Raw genomic sequence first — 19,704 nt, forward strand, 5'->3', positions numbered from 1 at the left:
CCCTGGGTGCAGCCTCCGCGGCCTTCGGCAGAGGCGGTTCCGGCTCCCGCCTCCGAGCGATATCGCCTCGAGATTGATCGCCTGGGCGGCGGAAAGCCGCCCATGGCTCGCCAACGTCTTTCGCATGCCCAGTCGCTTGAAAAAGCGTGCTGCTTGAGAAGTTACTGCTGGAGCGCCAACGCATGCGTGTGCACGTCCCGCACCGCGCGCCCCGATGGATCGGCCATGGTCGCAAAGGCCGGATCCCATGCCAGTGCCGCCGGCGATGAGCAGGCAATGGATTTTCCGCCGGGCACCGTCGCGGCGCAGGCTTCGCCTGGGAAATGCTTTTCGAAGATGCGGCGATACAGATAAGCCTCCTTGGTCGCGGGCGTGTTGAACGGATAGCGTGCCGCCGCGGCGGCAAATTCGCGATCGCTGACTGCTTGTTCCGCATGCGCTTTCAAGCCGTCGATCCAGCCGTAGCCCACGCCGTCGCTGAACTGTTCTTTCTGCCGCCACAGGATCGATTCCGGCAGCGCGCCATCGAAGGCTTCGCGCAGCACCGCTTTTTCGATCCGTCCCTTGCCGGCCATCTTGTGTGCGGCATCCATGCCCATGGCCACGTCCATGAATTCCAGATCGAGAAAGGGCACGCGCGCCTCCACGCCCCAGGCCATCATCGATTTGTTGGCGCGCAGGCAATCGTAACTATGCAAAGCGTCGAGCTTGCGCACGGTTTCCTCGTGGAAGGCTTCCGCCGAGGGCGCCTTGTGAAAGTACAGGTAGCCGCCGAAGATTTCGTCCGAACCTTCGCCGGACAGCACCATCTTTACGCCCATCGCCTTGATGCGGCGCGCCAGCAAGTACATCGGCGTGGACGCGCGGATGGTGGTGACATCGTAGGTTTCGATATGGCGGATCACTTCCGGCAAGGCGTCCAATCCCTCCCAGAACGTGTAGACGAAGCCATGGTGCACCGTGCCTAGCGCATCGGCTGCCACTTTCGCGGCGACCAGGTCAGGCGATCCTTCCAGGCCGATGGCAAAGGAATGCAGGCGCGGCCACCAGGCTTCACTGCGGTCGTCGTCTTCCACGCGCTCGCGCGCAAAGCGCGCCGCGCAGGCGGCGACCAACGAGGAATCCAGGCCCCCCGACAGCAATACGCCGTAGGGCACGTCGGTCATCAATTGGCGATGCACGGCCTGTTCGAAGGCTTCACGCAATCGGCCAGCTCCGGGCGCGCGGCCCTTGGTCATTGCGTAGTCGCGCCAGGGCCGGCTGTAGTAGCGCCGCAATTCGCCGCTGGCGCTGTCGTACACATGGCCGGGCGGAAATGGCGCGACGTCTGCGCAAACACTGCAAAGCGCCTTCATTTCCGATGCCACGCACAGTCGTCCCTGCGTATCGTGGCCCCAATATAGCGGGCATACGCCAAGCGGATCGCGCGCGATCAGGTAACGCTGCGTATCGCCATCCCATAGGGCGAACGCGAAGATGCCGTTGAGCCGGTCGAGGAAATCCGCGCCGTACTCGCGATACAACGCATTGATCACTTCGCAGTCCGAACCCGTAGTGAAGTCGTAGGCGCTTGCCGCACGCAGTTCGCGATGGTTGTAGATCTCGCCGTTAACCGCCAGCGCCAGGGATCCATCGCGAGAGCGCAGCGGCTGCGCGCCACTGGCCGGATCGACGATCGCCAGGCGCTCGTGCACCAGGATCACTCCTGCATCGACGAACACGCCGCTCCAGTCCGGCCCGCGATGACGCTGGCGCTGCGATAGTTCCAACGCCAGCAGGCGCAAGGCGGCGAGGTCGTCGCCCGGCTGCAGGTCGAACATTCCGAAAATGGCACACATGCTGGATTTCCTTGTAGTCGATGATTCAGACGGCAAAAACAAAAGGGCCCGCACTTGGCGGGCCCTTTTGCGTGTGTAGGTTTGTTGCTTTCGTCTACACGCCGGCCCACCCGCGATTGCAGGTACGGTTATTGGCGTTGTTATTCAGCAGCGTCGCGGCCACGGCAGCGCACGCCGCATAAGCGAGGCGATGTGCGAGAGAAAGGGTGGCAGGCACGTTCATGGTTTGAATAGATCACAGGCCGTTGCCCGGCGCAAGCGGCATGCATGGCCGGCCGATGGTTGCTGCGGAAACCATTGGGGCACTAGCGATAGGTGCGCCACGTCGCAACTTGCTCATCCGGCCATGGCATTTCACATTGTCTTAGCCTGGAGGTTGCTCTGATTTCGCCGGTCCCGCCCATGTGAGTACGTCCGGGATCGTGGGGACACAAGTCGTAGCAGCACGAATACATGGCATCGCCTGTAGGCCCGTGCATGTGGGCCGCCGTTCAAAAGGAGCGAACGATGGGTCGGATGAAGTGTTTGAGCGGCTTACTGATGTTTGCCGCCCTGTCGCCTGCCTTCGCGCAGGACCAGACGCAAAAGCTGCAACAGGAAGTGGATGATCTGCAAACCACGGTCAAGGCATTGCAGGCCCAGGTGCAGGCACTGAAGGCGGCCCGGCCGGCCACGCCGGCAACCGTGACCGCGGCTTCCCTGCCCGCAGCCTCCACTGTCACTATGGCGCCCGCCACGCCCGCAACATCACAGCCGGCACCGTCGCCGCTTACCGCGGTGCCTAGCGGCCAGGTCAATGCACTGGCGTTGAGCGACGCCGAACGCTCGCCCTTGCCGGCACAACAAAGCGTGTCGGAAAACCAGGATTCCGTATCGCGCATCGATAACGAGGCGCCACCTACCGACCCCGGCCTGAAAGGTTTCATGCAGATTCCCGGTACGCAAACGCTGGTGCGATTGGGTGGCTATGCCAAGCTCGATGCCATCTACGACGTCAACAGCATTAGCTATCCGGATGCCTTCGTCACGTCGGCCATTCCCGTTCCGGCCCCGCGCAATGACAGCGGCAACTTCACCATGCAGGCGCGCCAGACCCGCTTGAGCATGGAAATACGGCGGCCGACCATGTTCGACGAAAGCCTGCGCTTCTATTTCGAAACCGACCTGTTCGGTGGCGGCAGCGGCAACTATGGCTTTCGCTTGCGTCAGGCTTATGGACAACTCGGCAATACCTTCGCGGGTTTCGGCTGGTCCGCCTTCGCGGATCTCGACGCCGCGCCGGAGACGCTGGATTTCGAAGGACCGCCTGGATTGATCGCGCCGCGCCAGGCTGGCATCCATCAATTTTTCCACCTGGGCGACCACAGCAGCCTGACGATCGCCGCCGAGCAACCGGCTTCCGAGGTCAACGCATACCAGCCCGACATACCGAGCGTGACCGCCAATGCCGTGCATGGTACGCAGCACGTGCCTGATGTGATTATTGCCGCGCGCACCGAACACGCCTGGGGACATTTGCAGCTTGGCGGCGTGCTGCGCCAGATAGGCTATACCGATGGCGAACAAGGCCAGCGCGTGCTGGGCGGCGGCGCCCAGCTGACCGGTTCATTCAAAGTCGCCACGTTATCGCCATACAGCGATCTGCTGATGTTCGGCGCCGGCTGGGGCAAGGGCATTGCGCGTTACCTGGCCGATACCGGCGGCCTGAACCTCGATGCGGTAGTTGGGCCGGATGGCTGGTTGCATACGCTTGGCGGTCTTGGCGGACACATCGGTTATACGCATTACTGGAATGACAACTGGCGCAGCAATCTGGTCTATGGCATCGCACGCATCCAGCATTCGCCCTGGCTGGCCACCAACGATTTCCATGACAGCAACTACGCCGCCGCCAACCTCATCTGGAATCCCGTGCCCACGCTCACGATGGGCCTGGAACTGTTGCACGGCCGGCTGATGGAGCAGGACAACCGCTACAACGCCGACACGCGCATCCAGGGTTCAGTGCAATACAGCTTTGTCAGGTAACGACCTTGGCCGCGCCAATAGGCTGCGACCACTCGCGTTGGGTGGCCTTCGCACTTGTCGCGCTCAGAGCGAAGCCACCCATCGCACCGCGTCGTCAAACTCGGCGTTGCTGAAAAGCCTGAAGTGGGCGGGTATCGCAAAACCAAACATGCTCGATACCACGCGGAGCCAGCCCACATCGGTCACCAGCGCGGTACGCTCCCATCCGGTGATGTGCCGGAAGCCGAGTTTTACGTCGTCCCACATCGCGCCCGGGGCAAAGCCGATGAAGTCCTCGCCTACATGCACCAGGATGCGCAATTTGCGATTCAAGGCAAAAGCCGCCTCGATATCCGGCACCATTACGTTCTCGTAGTCGTCCGCGGTGACCGTACCGCGCATGCGAAAGCCGATGATACCTGCCGGCAGCGTGGGAAGTTGTTCGATCATGGCACCTGCCTCCTGCTTGCGATGGATGTTCTATACAAACGCCATTCCGGTTAAGGCGCAAGGGCGGCAACGTGAATGTCGCGTCAGGCTGATGCGATATCGAACACGAATACGCTCGACAGGGAAGAAAACGTGCCGCCGCCGTGCCAGCTCAGACTGGCTCGATATGCCGCAACAACAAGCGCGGCGATTCCCTGCCCTGCCAATCATTGATGGTCAGCTCATACGCCGCGCGGAGCATGGCCGGGGGCGGCCTTCCATCGTAGGCATTGAACATCACCGCTTCATGCACGGCGTCGTCGCGTGGATCGCGCAAATGGAGCCGCAGGTGACGTTCGCCCATCACCCGCCAACTGAAGCATTCGAATCGATTGTCGAACACCGGCTCGGGAAAGGCCTGGCCCCAGGGTCCGGCCAGACGCAGCTGACGTGCCATATCCAGGGTGAACATGCCGGCAGGCATTTCGCCGTCGGTATAGAGCACGGCCTGTAATTGTTCTTCGTTCAACCACTCCCGCGCTACACCATCAAAGGCTGCGGCGAAGCGCGGGTAGTCGTCCGTGCGCAAGCTGAGTCCCGCGGCCATGGCGTGCCCGCCGAAGCGTTCGATAAGGCCGGGATGGCGTGCGTCGATCACCGCCAGTGCATCGCGGATATGGAAGCCGGCAATGGAACGTGCCGATCCACGCAGTTGCCCGGGATTCTCTTCGCCGGCCGGCGCGAAAGCGATGACCGGCCGATGCAGCCGTTCTTTCAGTTTCGATGCCACCAGCCCTATGACACCCGCATGCCAGCTTGGCTCGAACAGCGTCACGCCGACGATAGCGGCATCGACGCTGGCCGCGCTCGCTACCATCTGTTCGGCCTCGGCCACCATGGCGGCCTGCAGCTCGCGACGCTCCTGATTGATGGCGCTGAGCTGTTCGGCATAGTGGCGCGCCAGCTTGGGATCGTCGGTAAGCAGGCATTCCACGCCAAGCCGCATGTCTTCCAATCGACCGGCCGCGTTCAAGCGCGGACCTACCGCATACGCCAGATCGCTGGTGCAAAGCGTGGATACGCTGCGCTGGCTGGCCTCGACTAAGGCGGTGATGCCTGCGCACCCGCGCCGGCTGCGCAGGCGCTTCATGCCCGCTTCGACCAACACGCGATTGTTGAAGTCCAGCGGCACCAGGTCGGCGACCGTACCCAGCGCCACCAGGTCGAGCAAGACGGAGAGATCCGGCTCTGGAACCGGACCGAAACATCCCTGCTCGCGCAAGTACGCGCGCAACGCCAGTAACACGTAGAACATCACCCCGACACCGGCCAGCGCCTTGCTGGGAAATGTATCGTCCTGCAAGTTGGGATTGACGATAGCATCGGCTGCCGGCAGTTGCTCGCCCGGCAAATGATGATCCGTGACGATGACCCGCATGCCGCGCGCCCGCGCTGCGGCAACGCCGGCCATGCTGGCGATGCCGTTGTCGACGGTGACGATCAATTGTGCATGTGCAGGCAGCGTGGACACCAATTCCGGCGTCAACCCGTAGCCATGCACGAAGCGGTTCGGCACGACGTAATCCACGCTGCGCGCGCCGAGCAGGCGCAGGCCACGCACCGCCACGGCCACGCCGGTGGCGCCATCGCAATCGTAATCGCCGGCAACCAGGATGGAAGCACCGTCACGAATCGCTTCGGCCAGCAACACTACCGCCTGCCGCATGCCGCCGAGCTGTTGCGGCGAAAGCAGGCGATGGAGACGATGCTCGGCCTGCGCCGGACCAAGCACGCCGCGTGCCGCGTAGATACGTTGCAAGATCGGATGCAAGCCATCGCCCCATCCGGCCGGTTCGCCCAGCGCGGGCCGCCGACGCAACTGCAAGGCTTTCATTCGGCAGTCCGCCGCCAGAATCGCAGGCGATGCCAAGGCCGCGAGAGCCACCGCTCGCCGCTGGCAAACGTGAACACCAGCGCCTGGCGCCGGAAAAGCTCCTGCAGCATCGGCCACCACGTCACCAGGATCGCATCCATTGGCTGATCCTGCAGATCGACCAGCCAGCCGGCACGCGCCGCGCGCACCGCAGTCTCGTTGCGCGACTGCGCCGGTATGCCAGCACGATGGGCGAGCGCAAGCAAGAGCGGATCATCGCCGAGGACGCCGGCGAGCTTCGTCGTCACCTGTTGCGGCAACGTGCCGCCGCCCCATAGCCACAGGCTGTTCACTGGCGGCAGGCCGCGCGCGCGACGTTCTGCGTTGACAGGATGCTGGTGCAGCAATACCTGCACTTCGTTGAGCAAGACGCGCCATCGACGTCCATCCGGCCCTTGCGGCAGATGCTCGAACAGATCTTCACCCAGCGCCTGCTCCGGTGCCGAGAAATCCGGCAGCGGGCTTGGCGACGGCAAGCGCAGGTGCCAGCGGTCGGGCGATGAGACTTCCAGGGTCATGCCCGCGTCGCCAAACACCGGCTTCAGCGGCTGCGCCAGCGCCAGCGCTTCATCCATGGTCAACGCCAATTGGCCACAGGCGAGCAGGCGCGCGCCATTGAGATCAGGCTGCACCCAGGCCGGATCGGCACAAAGCCAACATGCCTGCGCGGCATCGCCCGCCAGCAGTTCGCGCGTCAGCGCTGCGGCCGATAAGCCGCCGACACCATGGAAATGATCGGCCAGTCCGCCGAGGTAGCCGCGCGCGCCATCGGAACGGCGATCGGCACGGGCAAGCAAGGCATGACAGGGATGGCCGGGCGGAAAGCGGGATAAAGCGGGGAGCCAGATTTCCAATGGCGCAGGCGTGGATTCGTGCATGCGCGCAAGCCTGCCCGAAAAGCACGCCACTGACCAGAAAAAAGTGGGACGGGCTGAGCGAGGTTTTTTTTGCAACGCCATGACAGTCGGTTAACCGTGAAAAGGTGTAGAACGGCGGGGCCGGTCCATGGGCATTCGAACGCCACATAAAATATGTCTCGTCCGTCGCGCGTTATGCATAGGAGGTGCTACATGTCGTGCATCAAAATTGCCTGTGCCATGTTGTTCGGCGCACTCGTGCTGGTGTCGATGCGCCCTGCCGAAGCGCAAACGTTCGCGCAGAGCTGCACGGTGCCGTCCACGGTGCCCCTCGGTTCGTCCTCAAACCCCACCGATCCCCCTTCGATCACCACGTATCCCTACGCAAGCGATTACGCGGCCACCCAATACCCGATCGTCTTGCTTACGGGGGCGCTTGGTTCACCGAACACCGGAGAAAATAATTCGCAATACTGGTACCAGATTCCGCAAACGCTGAGTTACTACGGCGCCACGGTGTGCGTGCCGGATCTTTCTGGCGTCGATAGCGATACCGGACCGGACGGCCGGGGCCAGGAGCTGATCAATTACCTTGAGGGACTGAGGAGCGAACTCGGCAATCCTTCGTTGAAGTTCAACCTGATCGGCCATAGCCAAGGCGGGCTCACCGCACGGGTGGCGGCGTATACAGCTCCGGACCTGGTGGCATCCGTGACCACCATCGGCACGCCGCACCACGGATCGCCACTGACCGATCTGCTGGTTTATCCGGACTCGGTGTCCAGTTTATTGCTTCCGCTGGGAACGACCGTTTCGACACTGACCACAGCTGTCCTCAGCAGCGGGCTGCTCAGCGCGCTCTATCCCGGCCAGACCATCGATCCGGTGGACATGCTGGGCAAATTCACCAGCGACGGCATCGCGCAGTTCAATACACAATATCCAAGCCTTGGCTTGGGGAATTACCAGCAATGCACGTCCGGTGCCGCCCCAGGAAACGGTGGATGGCTATGTGCATTACCTTTATTCGTGGGCCGGCGACGCCGAACAAAACAGCGGCCTGCTGAGCCTGCTGGGCCTTCCTGTCGTGCAAGATACGAGCATCAGCGGGCTGTTGGATCCCGCCCTGGAAAAGGACGACACCACAGCCGCGACTGAAGTGACGGGCCAGGTGACCCTGACGGTCAGCGCGACCTTGCCCGGCAGCCCGCCGCAGGGAACACCGAACGATGGCATCGTGGACGAATGCAGCGCCAAGTATGGCGACTTCCTGGGAGCCTATCCCTTCAATCACCTTGACGAGGTGAACCGGGACAACGGGGTACTGGGCGCCAACGCGGCGACGGCCGATCCGGTCAACCTGATCCTGCAACATGCCAGCAGGCTGAAGCAGCAGGGGTTGTGATGCCTCGAGCGTGAGCGTTACCCGATCCAGGGCCTGTGCCCGATTCGCGTGGCCCGCGCCGAGAGCTGCTTGCTCGCCAGACAAGGAAGAGCGAGGTTTGCATCCGTACACGACGAAGTGACGACACCGTCTGGCGGGCAAACAGCCCCTAGGTGTGCTTATGCTTCAAGCAACTCATATAACGCCAGCCACTCGGCTTCGAGCGTTTCCTTTTCTTTGCGTAGCTCGGCCTGCCGCTGGCCGAGTTTCATCAGCTCGGCGGTTGAGCCATGGTACGTTTCGGGATCGGCGAGCTTCTGCTCCAGCGTGGTCAGGTCCTGGTCGATCGCAGCCACGCGCGTCTCGATTTTCTTGACGCGCTGGCGCGTGGCCTTTTCGTTCTCGCGCTGCGCGGCGGCAGCACGGCGACGCTCGGCAGCGGATTCGACCGGCGCCGCAGGGGCCTCGCTATTTTTCCTGGGCGCGTTGCTGCGGCTGCGCAGCCAGCGCGCGTAGTCGTCCAGGTCGCCGTCGAACGGGTCGACGCGGCCATCGGCGACGCGCCAGAAGCTGTCGCAGACCATGCCGAGCAGATGGCGATCGTGCGAGACCAATACCAGCGCACCATCGAAATCGGCCAATGCATCGGCGAGCGCTTCGCGCATGTCCAGATCGAGATGGTTGGTCGGTTCGTCGAGCAGCAACAGGTTGGGTTTGTCCCATGCGATCAGGGCAAGCGCCAGACGCGCGCGTTCGCCGCCGGAAAATCCGTCCACCGATTCAAATGCGCGGTCGCCGGCAAAATTCCAGCTGCCAAGGAAATCGCGCAGCGCTTGCGCGGCCACGCCCGCGGCCTTGTCCTGCAGGTGATCGAAGGGGCTGGCGCCTTCACGCAGGCTCTCCACGGTGTGCTGCGCGAAGTAGCCGATCTTCAGATCCTTGTGCGCCTTGCGTTCGCCGGCCAGCGGCGCGAGTTCACCGACCAGTGTCTTGACCAACGTGGACTTGCCGGCGCCGTTCGGGCCGAGCAGGCCAATGCGTTCGCCGGCTTCGAGGCGAAAGCGCACCTCGCGCAGGATCACATTCGGCCCTGCTTGTCCTGTTGGCTGGCGCGAAGCATTTTCCTCGCGGGCCGCTGCATCGTCGCCAACAGTCGCGCTTCCTTCAACAGCGAGCGGCTGAGAAAGGTAGCCTGCCTCCACATCTTCCAGTTGCAGCATCGAATCGGGCACCCGGTCCGGTACCGCGAATTCGAAGCGGAACGGCCGTTCGGCGCGCACGGCTTCCGTGCCAGCCATTTTTTCCAGCCGCTTCACGCGCGACTGTGCCTGCTTGGCCTTGCTGGCCTTGGCCTTGAAGCGATCAATGAACGATTGCAAGTGCGCGCGCTCGGCCTGCTCGCGCTCGTGCGCAATCTGCTGCAGGCGCAGTTGCTCGGAACGTTGCCGTTCGAACGCGCTGTAGTTGCCGGCGTAGAGCTTGGCCCTGCCCTCATTGAGATGCAGGGTATGCGTGATGACGCCATCGAGGAATTCGCGATCGTGCGAAATCACCAGCAAGGTGCCTTGGTAGCGGCGCAGCCATTCTTCCAGCCAGAGCACGGCATCGAGGTCGAGATGGTTGGTCGGCTCGTCGAGCAGCAGCAGTTCGGAGGGCGCCATCAGCGCGCGGGCCAGGTTCAGGCGCACGCGCCAGCCGCCGGAAAATTCGCGCACGGCGCGCTCGTGGGTATCCGGGCTGAAGCCGAGCCCATGCAGCAGCCGGCCGGCGCGGGCGCGCGCGTCGTAGCCGTGCAATTCCTCGATCCGGTGGTGGGCGCGCGCCATCGCCTCGGTATCGCCGCGCGCCTGGGCATCGAGCTCGTCGCGCAAGGCGGCAGCCAACTCCACGTCGCCGCCCATCACGTAATCGATAGCCGGATCCGGCAGCGCGGGCGTCTCCTGTGCCACCGAGGCAAGGCGCAGCTTGGCAGGCATGTCCAGCTCGCCGGCATCGGCTTCCAGTTGCCCCTGCAGTGCCGCGAACAAGCTCGACTTGCCGCAACCGTTGCGTCCGACCACGCCCAGGCGCCATCCGCCCTGGATGACCAGATCGATGTCGGAAAGCAGCAACCGGCTGCCGCGGCGCAGGGCGAAATGGCGAAACGCGATCATGGGATTCAGTGCCGATACCGGGCAGTCAGCGCCCGCAACCGCACATGATAACGGCTGCGGGATCACATCCGCCGGTTTTGCTCATGGCATGGCGCCAACACTTCTGCTACAACGACGCGGCAATGCAACGCTCCATGCGGAGAGGGGACCATGTTCAAGCATCGTTACATACTGCCCTTGCTGGCAGCCATTGCCGTCGGCGCAGGGCTGGCTGCAACACAGGCGGCCTGTGCCCAGGACACGCTGACCCAGCGTGTGCAAGAAGAAAAAGGCATGAACCTGCCGGCACGCGGCATGAGCATGGCCCAGGTCGAAAAGCAATACGGCCAGCCGCTGCGCAAACTGTCGCCGCGCGGCGGCGATTCAACCGTACATCCGACCATCAACCGCTGGGAATACGCCAGTTTCATCGTGTATTTCGAAAAGAGCCGGGTGATTCATTCGGTGTTGAATACGCCAGCGGGAAACAATCGCAATCCGGGCGCGGCGAACTGACCCAAGGGGGCCGCGGAAGCAGGCCGCGCGACCTCCCGGCCCGGTGTTGAACATCACGCCCGCCCTACTCGCTCCTCGCCCCGGCCTGTAAACTTCCGCACTTGTCGTGCCCGGCCAGGTCGGGCGTCTTCCCTCGCGCGAGTGCCGATCCATGACCGACTCCACCCTGCGCCTGCCGGCCGAATGGGAGCCGCAGGCTGCCGTCCTGATTGCCTGGCCGCATGCCGGCACCGATTGGGCCGAACGGCTGGCGGCGGTCGAGTCCACCTATGTAGCGCTGGCCGCGGCGGTGACGCGCTTCCAGTCGCTGATCATCGTGGTGGCCGACGCGCAACTGCACGCGCACGCCAGCGCAAAACTGCTCGACTCAGGGATCGATCTGGCGCGTATCCGCTTCGTGGAGCTGCCCTACGACGATACCTGGCTGCGCGATTCCGGGCCGATCACCCTGCGCGATGCCGGCCGCTTCCAACTTGCCGATTTCCGCTTTACCGGCTGGGGCGGCAAGTTCGGCGCCGAGCACGATGACGCGCTGATCGCCGGGCTGGTGCACGCCGGTGTATTCGGCTCGGCCGAGCACAAGCGCCTGGATTGGGCGCTGGAAGGCGGCGGCATCGAGAGCGACGGCAACGGCACGATTCTCACCACCTGGCGTTGCCTGGCGCAACGGCATCCCCGGCAGTCGCGCGAGGAAATGAGCGCGATCCTGCGCGACAGTCTGCACGCCGGACGTGTGCTGTGGCTCGATCACGGCTATCTGGAAGGCGACGACACCGATGCGCATATCGATACGCTGGCGCGTTTCGCGCCTGGGGATCGTATCGTCTACCAGGCCTGCCAGGATGCCGGCGATGCACATCACGATGAACTGCAACGCATGGGCGAAGAACTCGCTGCGCTGCGCACGGCGGACGGCAGGCCCTACACGTTGCACCCGCTGCCATGGGCCAGGCCGATCGTCGATGAAGGGCGCCGCCTGGCGGCATCCTATGCGAACTACCTGATCATCAACGATGCCGTGCTGGTGCCTGCATATGACGACGCGGCAGACGACGAAGCCGCGCGCATCATCGGTGAGGCCCATCCGGGCCGGCAGGTCGTGCAGGTGCCTTGCCGTCCGCTGATCTGGCAGAACGGCAGCCTGCATTGCATCACCATGCAACTGCCCGCCGGATTGATCTAGGGATTAGACTTCATTGCCCGAGTCAGGACATCCCATGAGCCGCAAGCCACTGAAAGTCGCGCTACTGCAGGAAATCCACCACGGTAGCCGCGATGCCAATCTCGACGCGATCGAAAATGGCCTGCGCGAAGCCGCCGCCGCCGGCGCCGAACTGGTGCTGTTGCAGGAATTGCACAACGGTGCGTATTTCTGCCAGCACGAATCGGTGAACGAATTCGACGCCGCGGAAACCATTCCCGGCCACAGCACCGCGCGCATCGGCAAGCTGGCCGAGGCATTGAAGCTGGTAGTGGTCGCGTCGCTGTTCGAGAAACGCGCGGCGGGGCTGTACCACAACACGGCGGTCGTGTTCGATCGCTCGGCGGTCATCGCCGGCAAATACCGCAAAATGCATATTCCCGATGATCCGGCCTTCTATGAGAAGTTCTACTTCACGCCGGGCGACCTGGGCTTCGAACCGATCGATACCTCGGTCGGCCGGCTTGGCGTGCTGGTGTGCTGGGATCAGTGGTATCCGGAAGCGGCCCGCCTGATGGCGCTGGCCGGCGCGGAACTGTTGCTCTATCCCACCGCCATCGGCTGGGACCCGAATGATGGGCAAGCGGAGAAAAGCCGCCAGCGCGATGCGTGGATCACCGTGCAGCGCGGTCACGCAGTGGCCAACGGCCTGCCCTTGCTCGCCTGCAACCGCACCGGCTTCGAACCCGATCCGGCAAAAGTAGGCGCCGGCATCCAGTTCTGGGGCAGCAGTTTTGTGGCCGGTCCGCAGGGAGAATTCCTGGCCCAGGCGGGCACCGAGGGCCGTCAATTGCTGCTGGCCGAGATCGATATGGCGCGCAGCGAACATGTGCGACGTATCTGGCCGTTCCTGCGCGATCGTCGTATCGACGCATATGGTGATCTGTTGCGCCGTTTTCGCGACTGATCGCCTCATCTGCGCATGAATCGCCAACCAGCGGCTTGCGCGTCGCTCCCGGCAACCCCATGCTGGCTTACTTCTCCACCGCAGTACCCATGGCATGAGCGCGACCGGAACCGATCTCTCTTCAACGTCTGACCTGCATGACCAGCCGATCGAGCGCGTGCAGCGCGACGGCGTGGAATACGTGGTGCTGGGCACTGCCCACGTGTCGCGCAGCAGCGTGGATGCGGTGCGTGCGCTACTGGCCAGCGAATCGTTCGATGCCATTGCGGTGGAACTGTGCGACAGCCGCGCCCAGGGCATGCGCGATCCCGAAGCGTTCAAACAGATGGATCTGTTCCGGGTGATCCGCCAGGGTAAGGCCGGCATGGTGGCGGCGAGCCTGGTGCTTTCTACTTTCCAGAAGCGCCTGGCCGATCAATATGGCATCCAGCCCGGCGCGGAAATGAAAGCGGCGATGGACGGCGCCGCCGAACTCAACGTGCCGCTGTGGCTGATCGACCGCGAAGTCGGCACTACGCTCAAGCGTGCTTGGCACAGCGTGGGATTCTGGCAGCGCTTCGGCTTGCTCGGTGGCTTGCTGGCCAGCGTATTCGAGCGCGAGACGATCGACGAGAAGGAAATCGAAAAGCTCAAACAGGGCGACATGCTGGAAAGCGCCTTCAGCGAATTCGCCAGCGAGTCGGCGCCGCTTTATCGCAGCCTGATCGCCGAGCGCGATATTTTCATGGCGGCGCGCCTGCGCGAGGAAGCCGGTCGTTCGGTCACTGCGAATCCGTGCCGGGTATTGGTTGTGATCGGTGCAGGCCACCTCAAGGGCCTGTGCGAAAGCTTGCGCACGCAACAGGCCGATCCCGCTGCGGCCGTGGCCGAACTGGCGCAGGTGCCGCCCAAGGCCAGATGGCCGAAGTGGCTGGCGATCGGGCTGGTGCTGTTGATATTCGTAGCCATCGGTTACGCCTTCCATCGCAATACCGCGCTGGGCGCGCAGGCGCTGCGCGACTGGATCCTGTTCACCGGCGGCTTTGCTGCGCTGGGCGCCCTGGCTGCGCGTGCGCATCCGCTAAGCATCCTCGCCGCGTTCGTTGCCGCACCGATCAAGCCATTCCGTCCCGGCATTCCGGCTGGCGGCATCAGCGCCATGGTGGAAGCATGGGCGCGCCGGCCGCGTGTGGCCGACTTCGAAAGCCTGCGCGATGACATCGTGCACTGGAGCGGCTGGTGGACCAACCGTGTTGCACGCACGCTGCTCAATTTTTTCCTGGTATGCCTGGGCACCATCATCGGCGAGTACGCCGCTGGCATCCATATTCTCAAGAGCCTGCTCTAGTCCGCGCTATCGCGTAGCCCGCGTTGCGTTGCGTGGCTGTCAGCTGCAGTGCGCGGCGCAGGCCTGGCTGGCGAGGCAAGCCTCGCCAGCGCATGGCGCCCACGCGACGCTAACCCGCAGGGCGGGTCTGTGTGTGCCGGGGGCGTTACCACTTTAGTCGTGTACGGACGTACATCCCTCGCCCTGCCTTGTCGAACAAACAACACTCGGCGGACCACGCGAACAATGCGGACAAGCCCCAAGTGTCGACAGCCGGATTGCAGCGCGGCTTTTTGTCGCTCCTGGCCCATGCCCCTCTCCCATTGTGAGCGCTCGGGGGCAACCTCTATACTCGGGTGAATACGTTGCATGCATCCGCTGGAACCGTGGGGATCCTCTTGATGACTCGATTGCAATTGTTTGGCCTGGCTGCCGCCGCCGTCCTGTTCTGCGTGGGTACCGCCCAGGCCAACGGCGACAAGGCCAATGGCCGGACGCTCGTGTATACCTGTAATGGCTGCCATGGCGTGCCTGGCACCACAAATGCCTATCCGCAGTACCCGGTTCCGAAAATCGCCGGCCAGAACGAGCAGTACATCATCAGCGCGCTGCATGAGTACAAATCGGGCGATCGCACGCATCCGACCATGATGGCGCAGGCGCAGAGCCTCTCCGACCAGGAGATCGAGGACATTGCCGCCTACCTGTCCAGCATTACTCCGAAGTAATCGGTCACCGTCATTCCATTGGGGATTGAACCTGCATGAAACGCGCGTTTACGCTGCTCTCGTTCGGTATGGCCCTCGCGCTGGCTTCGGCTCCGCTGCTTGCCAGCGGTAATGTCGACAACGGCAAGACCAAGGCGGCTGCCTGCTTTGCTTGCCATGGCGCGGATGGCAATGCGGTCGATCCGCAATATCCCCGCCTCGCCGGACAGTACAACGAGTACATCCAGCAGGCACTTCACGAATACAAGGATGGCCGCCGCAACAATCCCATCATGAAAGGTTTTGCCGGCACGCTTTCCGATCAGGATATCGAGGACGTCGCCGCGTACTTTTCGTCGCTGCCGACCAAGCTCGATACGTTGAAAGGCCATATCCAGGGCGATTGAGCACCACGGCACGCGGTCTCGCACCACGCACCAATGCAGCGTGCGTGAAAAGGAAAAGCCCGCCATGTCTGTTGCGGGCTTTTCTGCTTTTGCATGATCATCCACGCTGATTGCCTGGAGACTATGCCATGGGTTGCCTGCCCCTTCCTGTCCTGTTTTTGCTCGGCGCGTTCATTGGTCGCGCGTTCTGGGGCAACAACGGCATGCTGTGGGGTTCGGGCATCGGCCTGGCGACTGGCCTGCTTTCGGCCGGCGCCTTCATCTGGCTTTTGCGCAGCGACAGGAACAAGAAATAGCGGCGCAACGTTCGCAGCGATACATTCCACGATGACCCTGCCAGACAGCAGGGGCCGGCATCAGCCCATCGCCGACCGCCCCTCGTTCTTGCGATAGTAGGGATTGCTGCCGCCTTTGTGGTCGGTCGCATCGCGCACTTCGGTGATTTCCGGCACGCGCTCGCGCAAGGTCTTCTCGACGCCATGCTTCAGCGTGACATCGACCATGCCACAACCATGGCAGCCACCACCGAACTGCAACACGACCACGCCATCGGCATCGATCTCCAGCAGGCTTACGCGGCCACCGTGCGCCGCGATACGCGGGTTCACCTCGGCATCGAGCACGTAACGCACCCGCTCGACCAGGCCTGCTTCCATACCCGGCAGCTCGCCCTTGATCTTCGGCGCGCGGATATTGAGCTGGCCGCCGGTCTGGCTGGGTTCGAAATCGATGGTGGCGCCTTCCAGCCACATCGCGCTCTCGCCCTCGATGTGGAAATCAAAGCCCTTGCATTCGACCGTCCACTCGCCGCCGGCAAGCTCCTGCGGCTCGCAGAATTCCAGCTCGCAGTCAGCCGCCGGCGTGCCCGCCGCGATAACGCGCAGGCGAATGCCCAGGCCATCGCTGCCCTGTTGCGAGAGAAGGCGCAGGAAATGCTGCTGCGCACGCTCGGAAATCTCGATCATGCTTGCTCCAAAAACCATCGTCATGCCCGCTCGCCGGGCTATACCGAACCATTTTAGTCCTGTTTCGCGCCGAATGTTCGAGGTCCGCTTTTTCGCGTACAGTTTCGACGCTTTAGCGAACGACTACAGGAGATCGCCATGAATGCCCTTCCGCTATCCGTCCAGCACTGCCAGCCCCGCAAGGGCAAGGAACATGCGTTGGATGAGGCGGCCATCGCCGCGTTGCTGCCATTGGTGCCCGGCTGGAAACTGAGCGGACAAGGCGATGCGCTGGCGAAAGATTACCGCTTCGAGAATTTCCATCAGACGCTGGGGTTCATCAACGCGGTGGGCTTCATGGCCAACCACGAGGACCATCATCCGGATATGGAAGCCGGCTACGGTCATTGCAAGCTGCAATGGTCGACTCACGATGTGGGTGGGTTATCGCTGAACGATTTCATCTGCGCAGCGCGCGTCGACGCCCTGCTCGCACGTTGAACGATCCGCGGCGCGCAAGCACGGCGTTGGCTTGCATCAGCTACGTGCTGGCCGCCATCGCGCTATGCATTGCGCTGGGCTGGCTGGCAGCTCGCATCACCGCATCGCAATTGCTCGATCAGGCGCAACAGCAATTGGCCTGCATCGAAAATGGCCAGCCGCTCTGGCACTGGCGCCTGCAGCGGCCGCACGACTTGATCGCCGGACGCGCCTTCGGCAACGCCCGTCTCGCGCGTGATGGCGGCATGCTGGCGATCACCAGCATGGACGGCACAGCGTTCGAACTCGGCCTGCCGATCGCCTGGTCGCTGGATCTGGCGCACTGGCCCATCTTGGAGCTCTCCATGCAGAGCGACGCGCACGGAACGCTCGGACTGGTCCGGCAGGACAATGAGACATCGGCGTGCGTGGCATTGGCAGCTGCGCCATTGACGCCTGGCATGCGCGTCCTGCGGCTCGACATGCGCCAGCTTTCATGGCGAAGCGCGCAGGGAATGGCGTGTCCAGCGCCCGGCGTCGTGCGGATGCTGCGCCTGCGCGTGCAGATCCCGGCCGGAACGACCTTGCGCATCGCGTCTGCCGCGCTCCTGGCGGCCGAACCAATACCGCACGCGCAAAACATGGCGCTCGACCTGCCAGCTGGCGCCACGGAAGACGATGTAGAGCATATTGCTACACGCGCACAAACCTGGCCTGCACCCGTCTTCCGCTTACCGGCCGGTATCAGCGCGGATAGAATGCTGGCTCTGCGCGATCAACTGCGTGCCCATTGGCCAGCAGCACTGATCGTGCCCGCAGGCGCCAACCCGCAGGCTGCAAGACCCGCCCGTTCATATCCGCTGACGGCATGGGCTGCCTGTGTTGTTTATTGGCTGGCCCTGGCCGGATTGCTGCTCAATCCGATAAAGGGGCCGCTGCGCCCCTGGCTGGAAGTCGCCGGCTGCCTGGGCGGACCTTTGTGGCTGGTCATCGGCCTGCACTGGGGGCTCCATCCAAGCCTGTCCGGCATGTTCGCCTTTGCAGGCGGATTGGCGTTTGCGTTGGCGATCGAGCGACGGCACCTGCCCCGATTGTGGCGCTGGCCCGCCACATGGCGGGTCTGGCTATGGCCGCTCGCGCCAGTGCCGGTGGCCGCCGGGCTGATCATATTTTGGGGCCATCGGCTCCAGCCGCTGGCCCCGGTGCATGCGTTCACTTATTTCGGCTGGGCCTGGCTGCAGCAATGGCTGATGCTGGTGGTGTTGATGCAGCGCTTCGAACGGATGGGGCCGCGGCCGGGCTGGGCCGTCATCGCCATCGCAACGACGTTTGCTCTGCTGCACACGCCTAATGGCCTGTTGATGCAATGCTGCTTCGTGGCCGAACTGTGGTGGGCGCGCTGCTTTCTCCGCTCACGCACTGTGCTGCCCATTGCACTGGCCCATGCGGCGTGTGCCCTGCTGGCCGAATCCGGGCTGGTCGGCGGAACATTGCGCTCGCTGGAGGTCAGCGCGCGCTTCTTCCTCTAGCAGCAAGCTCATCCAGGAACAGCTTGAGGTCTTCCGGCAGCGGTGCCGAGAAGCCGTAGGCCCGCCCTTCGAGTTCGAATGCCATATGCGAGGCATGCAGGAACAAGCGATGCAGTCCCCGTTCGCGGAAGCGCTTGTTGGCGTCCCGATCGCCGTATTTGGCGTCGCCGGCCAACGGATGGCCGACATGCGCGGCATGCACGCGGATCTGGTGCGTGCGGCCGGTGCCTAGCGTGGCCTGCATCAGGCGCGCGCCGGGGTATTGCTCCATCTCGCGAAAGAAGGTGAGCGACGGCTTGCCCCCTTCGGACACGCGCACCATCCGCTCGCCGCCCTGCAGGATCGATTTCTGCAACGGCGCATTCACATCGAAACGTGCTTTGGACGGGTGACCCACCATCAGACATAAATATTGCTTGGTGACCTCGCCCGCGCGAATCGCCGCCTGCAGGCCGGTGAGGCCGGCGCGCGTGCGGGCAAACACCAGCACGCCGCTGGTATCGCGGTCCAAGCGGTGGACCAGCTCCAAATGGTCCTTGGGCCGGGCCTGGCGCAGCAGTTCGATCGCCCCGTGACTGACCCCGCTGCCGCCATGACTGGCCATGCCGGTCGGCTTGTCCATGACCAGGAAGTGCTTGTCTTCGAAGATCACCGCGTCGGCCGCCGCCGCGATGGCCCCTTGCGAAGCGCCCTGTTCCTGGCGCTCGGCCACCCGCACGGGGGGAATGCGCAGCATGTCGCCCTGGCTGAGACGGGTGTCGGGCTTGGCCCGCTTGCCGTTGACCCGTACCTGGCCGGTGCGCAAAAGCCGGTAAATCATGCTCTTGGGCACGCCCTTGAGCAGGGTTACCAGGGCGTTGTCGATACGCTGTCCGTCTCGCTCCGGACCGATCTCGAGTTGACGCACCCCTTGAGGTACATCGGGGGAAGTTGCCGTCTGCATTGAAAAAAACCTGGGGTGAGAGGATACTCGTACAGCGCTCAGCCCGGTCCGCCGACATTGCAGTAAGGACCAGGCGCCTGCCCGTTACGCCGGCGAGGTTTGAGCCGGCCGCCCTTTGGCAGCCGGTGGAAAACACCCTTTCATCGTAACGGTTCGGTAGTCGCTTGTCCGGTCCGTGTATGCA

Annotated in this window: 19 protein-coding genes; 12 read left to right on the forward strand and 7 right to left on the reverse strand. The window is 63.4% G+C overall.

Going from position 1 to position 19,704, the window contains the following annotated elements:
- Positions 1–161: 161 nt before the first annotated feature.
- Positions 162–1,838: an asparagine synthase B gene (gene asnB, locus ISP15_RS07720; protein ID WP_404546641.1), complete on the reverse strand. Its 1,677-nt coding sequence runs from the start codon at positions 1,836–1,838 to the stop codon at positions 162–164.
- Positions 1,839–2,354: 516 nt separating this feature from the next.
- Here asnB and ISP15_RS07725 point away from each other — a divergent pair.
- On the forward strand, positions 2,355–3,866 hold the full coding sequence (locus ISP15_RS07725; protein ID WP_404546643.1) for a DcaP family trimeric outer membrane transporter: 1,512 nt from the start codon (positions 2,355–2,357) through the stop codon (positions 3,864–3,866).
- Between the two features lie 63 nt (positions 3,867–3,929).
- Here ISP15_RS07725 and ISP15_RS07730 read toward each other — a convergent pair whose 3' ends face one another.
- The 3 genes from ISP15_RS07730 to ISP15_RS07740 form a co-directional block, all read right to left on the reverse strand.
- Positions 3,930–4,295 (reverse strand): SpoIIAA family protein, encoded by a 366-nt coding sequence (locus tag ISP15_RS07730; protein WP_404546644.1) that lies wholly within the window; start codon positions 4,293–4,295, stop codon positions 3,930–3,932.
- 151 nt (positions 4,296–4,446) lie between these two features.
- Positions 4,447–6,168 (reverse strand): single-stranded-DNA-specific exonuclease RecJ, encoded by a 1,722-nt coding sequence (gene recJ, locus ISP15_RS07735; protein WP_404546645.1) that lies wholly within the window; start codon positions 6,166–6,168, stop codon positions 4,447–4,449.
- Positions 6,165–7,085, reverse strand: a complete 921-nt coding sequence (locus tag ISP15_RS07740) for a phosphoglycerate mutase (protein ID WP_404546646.1) — start codon at positions 7,083–7,085, stop codon at positions 6,165–6,167. The genes recJ and ISP15_RS07740 overlap by 4 nt, the downstream gene beginning before the upstream one ends.
- 192 nt (positions 7,086–7,277) lie before the next feature.
- Between ISP15_RS07740 and ISP15_RS07745 the strand changes: the two genes are divergently transcribed.
- A complete protein-coding gene (locus ISP15_RS07745; RefSeq protein WP_404546648.1) occupies positions 7,278–8,222 on the forward strand; it encodes an esterase/lipase family protein in 945 nt (314 codons plus the stop codon).
- A 13-nt stretch (positions 8,223–8,235) separates the two neighbouring features.
- Complete coding sequence (locus ISP15_RS07750) at positions 8,236–8,469, forward strand: hypothetical protein (protein ID WP_404546650.1); 234 nt, start codon at positions 8,236–8,238, stop codon at positions 8,467–8,469.
- Between the two features lie 158 nt (positions 8,470–8,627).
- Here the strand turns inward: ISP15_RS07750 and abc-f are convergent, their stop codons facing one another.
- Positions 8,628–10,601: a ribosomal protection-like ABC-F family protein gene (gene abc-f, locus ISP15_RS07755; RefSeq protein ID WP_404546651.1), complete on the reverse strand. Its 1,974-nt coding sequence runs from the start codon at positions 10,599–10,601 to the stop codon at positions 8,628–8,630.
- 150 nt (positions 10,602–10,751) lie between these two features.
- Between abc-f and ISP15_RS07760 the strand changes: the two genes are divergently transcribed.
- The 7 genes from ISP15_RS07760 (at position 10,752) to ISP15_RS07790 (ending at position 15,920) form a co-directional block, all read left to right on the forward strand.
- Complete coding sequence (locus ISP15_RS07760; protein WP_404546652.1) at positions 10,752–11,096, forward strand: hypothetical protein; 345 nt, start codon at positions 10,752–10,754, stop codon at positions 11,094–11,096.
- 151 nt (positions 11,097–11,247) lie between these two features.
- A complete protein-coding gene (locus tag ISP15_RS07765; protein WP_404546654.1) occupies positions 11,248–12,279 on the forward strand; it encodes an agmatine deiminase family protein in 1,032 nt (343 codons plus the stop codon).
- A 34-nt stretch (positions 12,280–12,313) separates the two neighbouring features.
- Complete coding sequence (locus ISP15_RS07770) at positions 12,314–13,204, forward strand: carbon-nitrogen hydrolase (protein ID WP_404546655.1); 891 nt, start codon at positions 12,314–12,316, stop codon at positions 13,202–13,204.
- 94 nt (positions 13,205–13,298) lie between these two features.
- Entirely contained in the window at positions 13,299–14,531 is a 1,233-nt protein-coding gene (locus ISP15_RS07775) for a TraB/GumN family protein (RefSeq protein WP_404546656.1), read from the forward strand.
- A 380-nt stretch (positions 14,532–14,911) separates the two neighbouring features.
- Positions 14,912–15,238 carry a c-type cytochrome gene (locus ISP15_RS07780; protein ID WP_404546657.1) on the forward strand — a complete coding sequence of 109 codons (327 nt, stop codon included), beginning with the start codon at positions 14,912–14,914 and terminating at the stop codon, positions 15,236–15,238.
- Positions 15,239–15,273: 35 nt separating this feature from the next.
- Entirely contained in the window at positions 15,274–15,624 is a 351-nt protein-coding gene (locus ISP15_RS07785; protein ID WP_404546658.1) for a c-type cytochrome, read from the forward strand.
- A 128-nt stretch (positions 15,625–15,752) separates the two neighbouring features.
- The gene (locus ISP15_RS07790; protein ID WP_404546659.1) at positions 15,753–15,920 is read left to right on the forward strand and encodes a hypothetical protein; all 168 of its coding nucleotides are present in this window, start codon (positions 15,753–15,755) and stop codon (positions 15,918–15,920) included.
- Positions 15,921–15,980: 60 nt separating this feature from the next.
- On the opposite strand, the gene ISP15_RS07795 is transcribed toward ISP15_RS07790, so the two are convergent.
- Entirely contained in the window at positions 15,981–16,589 is a 609-nt protein-coding gene (locus ISP15_RS07795) for an NfuA family Fe-S biogenesis protein (protein ID WP_404546661.1), read from the reverse strand.
- A gap of 138 nt (positions 16,590–16,727) precedes the next feature.
- Between ISP15_RS07795 and ISP15_RS07800 the strand changes: the two genes are divergently transcribed.
- Together ISP15_RS07800 and ISP15_RS07805 are read left to right on the forward strand one after the other, a co-directional pair.
- On the forward strand, positions 16,728–17,069 hold the full coding sequence (locus ISP15_RS07800; RefSeq protein WP_404546662.1) for a 4a-hydroxytetrahydrobiopterin dehydratase: 342 nt from the start codon (positions 16,728–16,730) through the stop codon (positions 17,067–17,069).
- The gene (locus ISP15_RS07805; protein WP_404546663.1) at positions 17,066–18,577 is read left to right on the forward strand and encodes a CPBP family glutamic-type intramembrane protease; all 1,512 of its coding nucleotides are present in this window, start codon (positions 17,066–17,068) and stop codon (positions 18,575–18,577) included. The genes ISP15_RS07800 and ISP15_RS07805 overlap by 4 nt, the downstream gene beginning before the upstream one ends.
- On the opposite strand, the gene ISP15_RS07810 is transcribed toward ISP15_RS07805, so the two are convergent.
- Positions 18,555–19,520, reverse strand: a complete 966-nt coding sequence (locus ISP15_RS07810) for an RluA family pseudouridine synthase (protein ID WP_404546665.1) — start codon at positions 19,518–19,520, stop codon at positions 18,555–18,557. The genes ISP15_RS07805 and ISP15_RS07810 overlap by 23 nt on opposite strands.
- Positions 19,521–19,704: the final 184 nt, after the last annotated feature.

The organism is Dyella jejuensis, assembly GCF_044904675.1.
Taxonomy (GTDB): domain Bacteria; phylum Pseudomonadota; class Gammaproteobacteria; order Xanthomonadales; family Rhodanobacteraceae; genus Dyella_B; species Dyella_B jejuensis.